At 39.9% G+C, this 11,396-nt stretch carries 14 protein-coding genes; 9 read left to right on the top strand and 5 right to left on the bottom strand.

The features are described from left to right. From DD649_RS08975 to osmB, 7 genes are all read left to right on the top strand, one after another. Window positions 1-203: hypothetical protein (locus tag DD649_RS08975; protein WP_294106168.1), on the top strand; the 203-nt coding region annotated here is incomplete at its 5' end. Window positions 204-213: 10 nt separating this feature from the next. Then, window positions 214-1,299 (top strand): electron transport complex subunit RsxD, encoded by a 1,086-nt coding sequence (gene rsxD, locus DD649_RS08970; protein WP_294106165.1) that lies wholly within the window; start codon window positions 214-216, stop codon window positions 1,297-1,299. Window positions 1,300-1,308: 9 nt separating this feature from the next. After that, entirely contained in the window at window positions 1,309-1,938 is a 630-nt protein-coding gene (rsxG, locus tag DD649_RS08965) for an electron transport complex subunit RsxG (protein ID WP_294106161.1), read from the top strand. A gap of 2 nt (window positions 1,939-1,940) precedes the next feature. Further along, window positions 1,941-2,654 carry an electron transport complex subunit E gene (locus DD649_RS08960; protein ID WP_294106158.1) on the top strand — a complete coding sequence of 238 codons (714 nt, stop codon included), beginning with the start codon at window positions 1,941-1,943 and terminating at the stop codon, window positions 2,652-2,654. Window positions 2,655-2,672: 18 nt separating this feature from the next. Further along, window positions 2,673-3,314, top strand: coding sequence for an endonuclease III (gene nth, locus DD649_RS08955; RefSeq protein ID WP_294106155.1), 642 nt, complete (start codon window positions 2,673-2,675; stop codon window positions 3,312-3,314). A 149-nt stretch (window positions 3,315-3,463) separates the two neighbouring features. Continuing rightward, entirely contained in the window at window positions 3,464-5,407 is a 1,944-nt protein-coding gene (locus DD649_RS08950) for an exoribonuclease II (RefSeq protein ID WP_294106152.1), read from the top strand. Window positions 5,408-5,602: 195 nt separating this feature from the next. Continuing rightward, on the top strand, window positions 5,603-5,818 hold the full coding sequence (gene osmB, locus DD649_RS08945; RefSeq protein ID WP_294106150.1) for an osmotically-inducible lipoprotein OsmB: 216 nt from the start codon (window positions 5,603-5,605) through the stop codon (window positions 5,816-5,818). A gap of 87 nt (window positions 5,819-5,905) precedes the next feature. Here osmB and yciH read toward each other — a convergent pair whose 3' ends face one another. From yciH to pgpB, 5 genes are all read right to left on the bottom strand, one after another. Then, the gene (gene yciH / locus DD649_RS08940) at window positions 5,906-6,232 is read right to left on the bottom strand and encodes a stress response translation initiation inhibitor YciH (protein ID WP_336430073.1); all 327 of its coding nucleotides are present in this window, start codon (window positions 6,230-6,232) and stop codon (window positions 5,906-5,908) included. Beyond that, window positions 6,232-6,966, bottom strand: coding sequence for an orotidine-5'-phosphate decarboxylase (gene pyrF, locus DD649_RS08935; protein ID WP_294106201.1), 735 nt, complete (start codon window positions 6,964-6,966; stop codon window positions 6,232-6,234). The genes yciH and pyrF overlap by 1 nt, the downstream gene beginning before the upstream one ends. A 45-nt stretch (window positions 6,967-7,011) precedes the next feature. Further along, on the bottom strand, window positions 7,012-8,181 hold the full coding sequence (lapB, locus tag DD649_RS08930; RefSeq protein WP_336430066.1) for a lipopolysaccharide assembly protein LapB: 1,170 nt from the start codon (window positions 8,179-8,181) through the stop codon (window positions 7,012-7,014). A 6-nt stretch (window positions 8,182-8,187) separates the two neighbouring features. Then, entirely contained in the window at window positions 8,188-8,505 is a 318-nt protein-coding gene (locus tag DD649_RS08925) for a lipopolysaccharide assembly protein LapA domain-containing protein (protein ID WP_294106144.1), read from the bottom strand. A gap of 132 nt (window positions 8,506-8,637) precedes the next feature. Further along, window positions 8,638-9,372 (bottom strand): phosphatidylglycerophosphatase B, encoded by a 735-nt coding sequence (pgpB, locus tag DD649_RS08920; RefSeq protein WP_294106142.1) that lies wholly within the window; start codon window positions 9,370-9,372, stop codon window positions 8,638-8,640. Between the two features lie 215 nt (window positions 9,373-9,587). Here pgpB and ribA point away from each other — a divergent pair, with 215 nt between their 5' ends. Both ribA and hemB read left to right on the top strand, forming a co-directional pair. Further along, a complete protein-coding gene (gene ribA / locus DD649_RS08915) occupies window positions 9,588-10,184 on the top strand; it encodes a GTP cyclohydrolase II (protein ID WP_294106199.1) in 597 nt (198 codons plus the stop codon). 220 nt (window positions 10,185-10,404) lie between these two features. After that, window positions 10,405-11,382, top strand: coding sequence for a porphobilinogen synthase (hemB, locus tag DD649_RS08910; protein ID WP_294106139.1), 978 nt, complete (start codon window positions 10,405-10,407; stop codon window positions 11,380-11,382). The last annotated feature ends 14 nt before the right edge of the window (window positions 11,383-11,396 follow it).

Below are 11,396 nucleotides of genomic sequence, written 5' to 3'. Positions count from 1 at the left end.
TTGCACGTGCAAAAGCCAAAAAACTAGCCCAAGCACAAACGGAATTAGCGACACAAGTGACGATTGAAGATGAACTAGCTCCTGCCGCGCAGATGCCAATTGAAGAAGAAACTGATCCCCGTAAAATTGCAGTAGCTGCAGCAATAGCCCGCGTGAAAGCGAAGCAAACTCAGAAACAAAATGAACAGACAACTACAGAGTAAGTGATAAAAGATGAAATTTAGGCCACTTGATGCGAAAAATCGCCGATTAAAAATAGCTAGTGCCCCATTTACTCATGATAGGCAAAGTACCAGTCAGATAATGTTCTGGGTTTTACTTGCAGCAATCCCCGGTATTGCTGTTCAAACCTATTTTTTTGGTATCGGTACACTTTATCAAATTATTTTAGCGATGGTGACGGCTGCTATAACAGAAGCTATTGCAATTCGCTTACGCAAACAACCTATACTTCCCGTACTGAAAGATAATTCAGCGATTGTAACTGCCTTATTACTTGGCGTAAGTTTACCGCCATTAGCACCTTGGTGGCTTATCGTACTTGGTACTGTATTTGCCATTATTATTGCCAAACAATGTTATGGTGGATTAGGGCAAAATCCATTTAATCCCGCAATGGTTGGTTATGTTGTCTTACTTATTTCATTTCCCGTCCAAATGACTAACTGGTTACCCCCACAAGAATTACAAACGCTTTCTATTTCTGCAATGGATAGCTTATCTGTCATTATGAGTGGTCATACTCCCACTGGAGTTACTTTAGAGCAGTTACGGATGGGTGTCGATGGCATGAGCCAAGCGACACCTTTAGATAGCTTTAAAACAGGTTTATTAACCCACTCGATATCTGAAGTATTACAGCAACCTATTTTGCAAGGGTCTCTTGCTGGTATAGGTTGGCAATGGGTCAATATTGCTTATCTTATTGGTGGTTTGATTATGCTTAACCGCCGTATTATTAGCTGGCAGATCCCTGTCGCATTTATCGGCACTTTAGCATTTTTCTCTATCATCAGTTGGTTAATTGATGATGGCCGTTATTCGCAACCTTTAGTTCAATTGTTATCAGGCGCAACGATGCTTGGGGCATTTTTTATCGCAACCGACCCAGTCACCGCCTCAACGACACCTAAGGGCCGAATTATATTTGGTATCATGATTGGATTTTTAGTCTGGGTAATACGCGTTTATGGTGGATATCCAGATGCCGTCGCCTTTGCGGTATTATTGGCCAATATTACAGTGCCATTAATTGACTACTATACGCAGCCTCGCGCGTACGGACATGGACATAAGTAGGAAACCAATATGTTAAATACGATGCGACGCCATAGTACAATTTTAGCACTATTTGCTGCGGGAACTACCGCACTCAGTGCCGCAGTCTATACTTTGACTAAAGAAACTATTGCGGAACAAGCAGCTCTCGTACAAAAGAAATTACTCGATCAAGTCGTGCCATCTGAGCTATATGATAATGATTTGGCCAAAGAGTGTTATCTTGTCACCAATGAATCTGTTTTAGGTAATAAACTACCAAGACGGCTTTATATAGCCCGAAAAAATGGTGAACCCGTTGCAGCCGCATTAGAAAGTACCGCTCGCGACGGTTATTCAGGTGCTATTCATCTTTTAGTTGGTGCGGATTTCAAAGGTACGGTACTAGGAGTCCGAGTGACTGAGCATCATGAAACACCAGGTCTTGGTGATAAAATTGAAACACGTATTTCTGATTGGATAACCCATTTTAGTGGTAAAAAAATGGAATCCGATAACGACCCTAAATGGGCAGTAAAAAAAGATGGTGGTGAATTCGACCAATTCACTGGCGCAACGATAACCCCCAGAGCGGTTGTTAATGCCACAAAACGTACCGCTGTATTTATGCAACATATACAGCAAGAATTATCGAGTTACCCTATTTGCGGGGATGAGTAATAATGAGTGAATCTAAAGATCTGATGGTTCAAGGGTTATGGAAAAATAACTCTGCTCTAGTGCAATTATTGGGTTTATGCCCATTATTGGCGGTTTCTTCAACAGCAACCAACGCATTGGGGCTTGGATTAGCCACGACGTTAGTTCTAATTTGTACTAATGTCGCTATCTCTGCCTTTCGCCGCTGGGTTCCGGCAGAAATACGTATCCCAATTTATGTTATGATCATCGCTTCGGTTGTTAGTGCTGTTCAAATGCTTATTAATGCCTATGCCTTTGGCTTATATGAATCACTTGGAATATTTATCCCTCTTATCGTTACAAACTGTATCGTCATTGGGCGTGCCGAAGCTTATGCGTCACGAAATCCTGTCCATTTATCTGCGATAGATGGCTTAGCAATGGGACTTGGTGCTACCGCTGCACTTTTTGTGCTTGGCGCAATGCGTGAAATTTTAGGCAATGGAACCCTATTTGATGGTGCCGATTTATTACTAGGATCATGGGCTAAATCCATAAGAATTGAAGTCTTACACCTTGACTCACCATTTTTACTCGCTATGCTGCCCCCAGGTGCATTTATTGGCTTAGCCTTAATGTTAGCCTGTAAGTATTTGATAGATGAAAAAATGAAAAAAAGAGCCGCCCTGAAACTGGATCAACAACCAGCCCGCGAATATGAAAAACAACAAGGGTGCGGTAGTCATATTTCTTAAATTAATATTATGTGAGCAATGAATAAATCAAAACGCCTTGAGATTCTAACTCGCCTACGCGATAACAATCCTCATCCAACAACGGAGTTAAAATTTAACTCCCCTTTTGAGTTACTTATTGCGGTATTGCTTTCAGCGCAAGCAACTGATGTCAGTGTTAATAAAGCAACCGCAAAATTATATCCTGTTGCAAATACCCCAGAAAAGCTCATGGCTCTGGGTGTCGATGGCATAAAATCATATATAAAAACCATTGGCTTATTTAATACTAAAGCTGAAAGTGTTTTTAAAACCTGTAAAATTTTAATTGAAAAACATAATAGCCAAGTTCCAGAAGACCGTGAAGCGCTTGAAGCTTTACCGGGTGTTGGTCGTAAAACAGCCAATGTAGTACTGAATACTGCATTTGGTTGGCCAACAATTGCTGTTGATACGCATATTTTTAGAGTTTGTAATCGTACCAATTTCGCATCAGGTAAAAATGTCGTTGAAGTCGAAGATAAGTTATTAAAAGTCGTCCCAGCAGAGTTTAAAGTTGATTGTCATCATTGGTTTATACTACATGGCAGATATACTTGCATTGCGCGAAAACCGCGTTGCGGCTCTTGTATTATCGAAGATTTATGCGAATTCAAAGACAAAGTATATCCTGAAAATTAATAAATTTGACTCTCAGCTAATCGTTATTAACCTTTAGTTAATTCCTATTAGCTCTCAGATATGGTTAAAAGCGCATTTTTTTCTTGCCCTAATACTTTGTCTTACGTAACAATAGAGTCAAACTCAACCTCACAAAATAAATGGTAAGTATGTTTCAAGATAACCCATTGCTCGCACAGCTTAAACAAAAATTACATGCCCAAACCCCCCGAGTTGAAGGCCTAGTTAAAGGTACTGAAAAAGGTTTCGGTTTTTTAGAAGTTGATGGACAAAAAAGTTACTTTATCCCACCTCCGCAGATGAAAAAAGTCATGCATGGTGACCGCGTTATTGCCTCCGTACATACAGATAAAGACCGTGAATTTGTAGAGCCAGAAGAGCTTGTAGAACCTTTTCTTGAACGTTTTGTCGGTAAAATTCAGAAAAAAGAAAACGACAATCGATTATTTATTATCCCCGATCATCCTTTATTAAAAGACGCTATTTCCTGTCGCCCAATAGATGGAATTACACATCAATTCAAACAAGATGACTGGGCCGTCGCACAAATGCGTCGCCATCCCTTAAAAGGTGATAAGGCATTTTATGCAGACATCACTGAATACATTACTGATGGCGCTGACCATTTTGCTCCTTGGTGGGTAACGTTACGCCGTCACCAATTAGACCGTGATGAACCACAAATGGTTGACTGTGAGCGTGATGATCAGGGTATTGAACGTGTTGATTTAACTGGGCTGCATTTTGTGACTATTGATAGTGCAAGCACTGAAGATATGGATGATGCACTTTATATTGAAAAAACTGAAAACGGCGATTTAAAATTATTTATCGCCATTGCTGACCCAACTAGCTATATCAGCGAAGGAAGTGAGCTCGATAAACTCGCCCTTTCCCGCTCTTTCACTAACTATTTACCGGGTTTTAATATCCCGATGCTGCCGCGCATATTATCTGACAATCTATGTTCCTTACGTCCAAATGAGCGTCGGCCAGCCTTAGTTTGTGTTGCCTTGATCCACCAAGATGGTTCTATTTCTGAAAATATTGAATTTTTCAGTGCATGGGTAGAGTCAAAATCTAAGCTAGTTTATGATGAACTTTCTGATTGGCTAGAAAATACAGGTAGTTGGCAGCCAAAGAATGAAAGCGACAAGCAACAAATTCTGTTATTAAAAGAGATGGCAGATAAACGCCTACAGTGGCGTGATGATCATGCACTCGTGTTTAAAGACAGACCGGATTACCGCTTTGTGTTAGATGATAAAGGTGATGTCGTTGACATCGTTTCAGAAAGCCGTCGTAGTGCTAATCGCATTGTCGAAGAAGCCATGATAACGTCAAATCTGTGCGCTGCGTCTGTATTAAAAAATAAATTAGGTTTTGGTGTCTTTAACGTACATATGGGCTTTGACCCATTACAAATTGATCAAGTAGTTCAAACCCTTAAAGATAACGGTATTGAAACAACAGCGGAGTCACTACTTTCACTTGAAGGATTCCGCCAATTACGCCTTCAATTAGATTCACAACCTACCCAATTTTTAGATAGCCGTATTCGCCGTTATCAGACATTTGCAGAAATTAAAGCCGATCCAGGCCCACATTTTGGCTTAGGATTTAATGCTTATGCAACATGGACATCTCCAATTCGTAAATATACCGATATTGTCAACCACCGTCTGTTAAAGTCCATTATTGCCGGTAAGCCGTCAACCAATAAGCCGAATGAAGAACTGTCACTTAAACTGGCTGAGCGTCGCCGAGCTAACCGTATGGCTGAACGAGACGTTGGGGATTGGTTATATTCCCGATTCTTGAAGCCATTTGAAGGTACTGATAAAAAATTTCCTGCTGAAATTATTGATATTACCCGTGGCGGTATTCGAGTCAGACTGACTGGCAATGGTGCGATCGCTTTCATCCCTGCGCCATTCCTTCATAGCGTACGCGATGAAGTTCAATGCAGCCAAGAAACTGGGTGTGTTCTGATTAAAGGTGAAAAAGCTTATCAGCTCAACGACATCATCGATGTCAATATTGCCGAAGTTCGTATGGAAACTCGAAATATCGTTGCTCGCCCTGCGGCATAATAACAATTGTGCTATTATCTAAAGACTGCTGACAAAATCGTCAGTAGTCTTTTATTTTTTAGCCTTAACACAAAAATCGCATTTAACGTTAAAAAATCTACATTTATTGATATTTATTCCTGATTATTCTTATTTGTTAAATCAACGACCATGATATTTTAAACATGTAATAATTTGAATTTAAGGATCAATAAAATGAATACTCTAAGCAAACGCATTCTATCTTTTGTTATTGTAACGACTATCGCTATCAGTGTGGGCGCATGCTCAAACATGTCGAAACGAGATAAACATACGACAATCGGCGCTGGCGTAGGTGCAGTTGGTGGGGCAATACTCACTGATGGTAGTCCACTAGGAACGATCGGTGGTGCAGCGGTTGGTGGTATTATTGGTCGGCAGGTCAAATAGACCATAGCCAGCTAGGCTCAGATTCAATAATAAGGGGAAACATTTGATTTCCCCTTACTTTTCAATGCTATTGGATTAATTAGCGAATCAACCACCAGCTAATTTAACTTTAAATCCTTTGGCTTCAAGAAGTTGCTTGATAAAGTCACGCTTTTCACCTTGGATCTCAATATTACCGTCTTTAACTGCACCGCCACAACCACACTTCTTTTTTAATTCAGCGGCGAGTAAACTAAGTGCATTATCATCAAGATCAAGGCCAGTCACAACGCATACACCTTTACCTTTTCGTCCTGATGTTTCACGACGAATCCTAACAATACCATCACCTTTTGGTCTTTCTGATTTAATTTTCTCTTCTTCGATACGGCCAACATCAGTGCTATAAACTAAACGGCTATTTGAGTCATTCATTATAACCCCTTGATGGACTGATTAATTTGTTGCAACGTCAAAGTTGGGTTATCACTACGCGTAATGGGACGACCAATGACCATATAATCAACCCCTGCTTTTACCGCATCTTGTGGCGTCATAATACGGCGTTGATCGCCAATATCACTGCCTAATGGGCGAATACCAGGCGTGACTAATTTAAAATCGTTGCCACATAAATCTTTCAGACGAATAGCTTCATGGGCTGAACAGACGACACCATCAAGACCACATTGTTTGGTAAGTAGAGCAAGACGTTCTGCATGTTCCGCGGGGGTTGCATTAATACCAACGCCAATAAGATCAGACTCATCCATGCTAGTCAGCACAGTTACAGCTGTTAATAATGGTGCATCCTTGCCATAGACTTCCAGTGAATTACGCGCAGCTTCCATCATACGAGCACCACCACTAGCATGCACATTCACCATCCACACCCCCATTTCAGCAGATGCTGCGACAGCTCGAGCAACCGTATTTGGAATATCATGGAATTTTAAATCAAGGAAAACATCAAATCCACGCTCATGAAGTGACTTAACGAATTGAGGACCATTGAAAGTAAACATCTCTTTACCCACTTTCAGACGGCAATCACGTGGGTCAAGACGATCAACAAAGGCTAACGCCGCATTTGCATCATCGTAATCAAGCGCAACAATGACAGGCGAATGCGTCATTACGCAGGTCTGGTTCTCAGTTGAGGAAATCATTTCATAGCCTTTAATTGAGTTGTAATAATTGAAAAGGTGACGTTGTCACTGACCATCTAATCCTCTTATTGGCTTGATAGTGTCCCAAGAGCGACAAGATGGGCAATGCCAATAGAGTGAATGTGAGGTAAACCCGCATTTATGACAGCGATAATCAGGTTTTGTTTTAATTTGCTCACCAACCATTTTACGCAATAAAATCAAACTTTCTTTCGCCCGACCATCTTCTGCTTCTTGAAGGTGGTAATCCATCAAACGATAAAATAAGCGCATGGTTGGATGACGTTGTATTTGATCATTAACGTAACTGGCAGCCGCTTCTCGATTTTGTTTTTCTGCGATGATATCAGCCAAATACAGTTGGGCAATCGCACCTGAATTGCCTGCAACACATTGACGTAAGTAATCTTCCCACTCATCAGAATCGCCAGTATGTTGGTAGCAGTCATAAAGAAGAGGTAAAGCCTCCGCGACAAGTTCACGATCTTGTTCGTAAACTTGCTTTAAAACATTAATTGCTTTTTCAAAGTTAGCTTGTTCAATAAAAATGCGCCCTTTCATAATTGAAACCCGCGCACAATTTTTATCCGCTTGAGCCGCTTTATTAAGTAAATTCAGAGCATCATCAAGATCATCACTACCGAGTTGCTGAGTCGCAAGTTCACAGTAAAAATGGGCAATTTGTTCACGTAGCTCATCGTTACCTAGCTTGACTAGTTTACCCGCAACATCTATCGCTTTGCTCCAATCACTGGTTAACTGATAAATACTTAGTAAAGATTGTAATGCACTTTGTTTGAAATCGATTTCATCAGTAAGTTGTTGAAACATATTCTCAGCACGGTCATAAACTCCAGCGGTCATATAATCTCGACCTAACTGCTGAGTTGCTAAAAGTCTTTGTTCAAATGAAAGAGAGGCACTTTCCACCAGCGACTGGTGAATTCGAATTGCGCGTTCAACTTCGCCGCGAGAGCGAAATAAATTACCTAAAGTGAGATGGGCTTCAAAAGCAGAGCTATCTTCTTTCAACATATCCAAAAATAGATCAACTGCTTTATCTTGTTGATTGGATAATAGAAAATTCACGCCTGTTACGTAATCACGTGACAAGCGATTCGCATGTTGCTGCTTATCTTGTTGAACGCTTCTGCGCCCCATGTACCAACCGTATGCTGCGGCAACAGGTAGCAACAGAAACAGCAACTCAAACATACAGGACTATTCCTTATCCTGAGCTGTCACTATCGAGGTTGACTCTGAAGTTTTTTTATCTCCAACCTCTAATTGTGACTCTAAACGTTTAATTTTACGTCGTGCATTTTTAAGACTTACAACAGTGCGTAAATAAAAGACTGCACAGATTAGCCAACCAAGCACAAAACCGACACCAAAAAGTAATGCAAGCAGAGATGATAAAGAAAAATCCCCTTTTGCTATCAGGTAGTTAAATGTAATTACCTGATCATTGCTTGAGCCCAGCGTAATCGAAATGATAAAAAAAGCGACCGCTAGTAATAAAATCAGAAAATATTTCACATTTGTTCCCGTTGTCAGTTCTTATGATCCTAAAATATCTACCTGATAAGGTAGCATTTCCGGCGCATTCAGACAAAGTAATTTATTTTATACAAACTACTTTAACTAAAATAAAACACCTATTTTCAGTCTCTAATTGCAATCACGATCAACCATCTTATTTGAGAGTTTATAATCGAATAATGCATACCCAAAAATGGCAAAAAAACCGCTAATAATAATAGAAACAATTATATCTATTGGCCAGTGCATCCCCAAAATCATACGACTAAATCCAATTCCTTCTGCCCAAATAGCTAAAAATAAACAAAATGTATATTGGCGACGTTGCCATAACAGCCCTATCAGTAGCAATGCCCAACCAGCAGCAAATAACATATGCCCAGAAGGAAATGAGTAACCTGTTTCTGATTGCCAATGCGCAAGCTGCCATTTTGGAACGTTTTCATTTTGGTTCACCGTTGTTTGAACTAGCTCTGCACGTTGTAGCCGTGTTAAATCATAAAATTCTGAATTTGAAATATCATATTGTTGTTCTATCCAAACAATATAGGGTCTAGGCTCTTGAAAATAATTTTTAAGTATCGACTTAAGACCCTGCATGGCTAATATGCAAAAAATCATAATAGCGATCAATTTAACGAATAAATGACGTTGTGAACGAAACACAAATAATGTGATAGAAACGAAAATGAGAGAAGTAACAATGCTATAAGGTGCGCCTGCCGTATCGGTTAGCCAAAGTATCCACTTCATCGATTTTGGCTGATTTTCAGGTGACCAATTCCATCCTATCATCATTAATATAATCGGTGGAATTAACAACAACACAGCAAAACAGGTAACAATATAAACGTTTTTTTTCATCTCATGTATTCCATACAGATAAGTTATTTCCTATACATAAATATTACATTCACTCTTCGTTAACTCTGCTATAGTAATATACCGCTGGCAGTGTGCAAAGGTGTCAGCCTCTATATGCTAAACGTTATAGAGTATCGATATTTTAAACTCAATGTAGTTTATATCGATTAACGTTAATAATTAAGCAAGAGTTACTTTAACTAATGAATGAAAATATGCAGCTAAAACGCGTAGCCGAAGCAAAATTACCCACTCCATTTGGCGAATTTCTGATGGTTGGCTTTGAAGAAATCGCCACAGGTCATGATCACGTAGCACTAGTTTTTGGTGATATTACCGGCTCTGTGCCTATTCTTAGTCGTATTCATTCTGAATGCTTAACGGGTGATGCATTATTCAGCTTACGTTGTGATTGTGGATTTCAATTAGAAGCCGCACTCTCTCAGATTAGCAAAGAAGGTCGAGGTGTTCTGCTTTACCATCGTCAAGAAGGTAGGAATATTGGCCTACTCAATAAAATTCGTGCCTATGCATTACAAGATCAGGGTTTTGATACCGTAGAAGCTAATCTCAAACTGGGTTTTAAAGCCGATGAGCGTGATTTTACGCTTTGTTCTGACATGTATAAACTATTAGGCATAAATGAAGTTCGTTTATTGACCAATAACCCGCAGAAAATTGATATCATGCGTGAAGCCGGAATTAATGTTGTAGAACGCGTACCTTTAATTGTTGGACGAAATCCTAGCAATGCGCACTACCTTGATGTCAAAGCTGAAAAAATGGGTCATTTGTTATTTAAGCATCAATAGCCATATATCATATATAAAGGAAGTGCGTCCCTCGCGCTTCCTTCCTCCAATTACGTCTTATTTATATATCCGATTATAACAATCAAATGTTAGACATTTACGCATTGTCATATTCACATTCTTTTTATAAGGTTTATACTGTCTGCAATATTATTACCTTGATAAATATGTCAATAATTGCTGCCAATTATACCTATTTTTCATACTGCAAGGAGATATTGTGAATAACCTGCACTCCATTCAGCGCATGAGAAGATTGCGTAAAAATGAACAATTTCGCGCCCTATTTCAAGAAACTCACCTATCACTAAATGACTTGTGTTTGCCTATTTTTGTTGAAGAACAACTCGATGATTATATGCCAATTAAAAGTATGCCGGGCGTCATGCGCATCCCTGAAAAGCGTTTGGCTTATGAAATTGAACGCATTGCCAACGCAGGCATTAAATCCGTAATGACATTTGGTGTTTCGCATCACCTTGATGAAACAGGGAGTGATGCATGGCATGAAAATGGCCTAGTTTCACGTATGTCACGTATATGTAAAGACACAGTTCCTGAAATGATTGTCATGTCAGATACATGTTTTTGTGAATATACCTCTCATGGACATTGCGGCGTAATGCATGGTGATATCGTTGATAACGACACCACTATTCATAATCTCGGTTTACAAGCTGTTGCCGCAGCGCGCGCAGGGGCTGATTTCATTGCGCCATCCGCAGCAATGGATGGACAAATTGCAGCAATTCGCCATGCTCTTGATACCGCGGGTTTTACAGATACCGCTATCATGTCTTACTCCACTAAATTTGCCTCAGCACTTTATGGCCCATTCCGTGATGCCGCAGGTTCTTGTCTTAAAGGTGATAGAAAAACCTATCAAATGAATCCAATGAACCGCCGTGAAGCTATTCGCGAATCATTAATTGATGTACAAGAAGGCGCTGATGCATTGATGGTTAAACCCGCGGGTGCGTATCTTGATATCATTCGTGATTTACGTGAATGTACACAATTACCCATTGGGGCTTATCAAGTCAGTGGTGAATATGCACAAATTAAATTTGCAGCTCAAGCTGGTGCTATCGATGAGACTCGAGTAACACTTGAAACATTAGGCTCAATTAAACGAGCTGGTGCTGACCTCATCTTTACTTATTTTGCATTGCAACTTGCTGAAGATAAAATTTTATAATTTCCAATTTTAAT

Origin of the sequence: Providencia sp. (genome assembly GCF_003533305.1) — a bacterium.
Classification (GTDB): domain Bacteria; phylum Pseudomonadota; class Gammaproteobacteria; order Enterobacterales; family Enterobacteriaceae; genus Providencia.
Note: the sequence above shows the minus strand (reverse complement) of the source record. Positions and strands in the feature narration are given on the sequence as shown.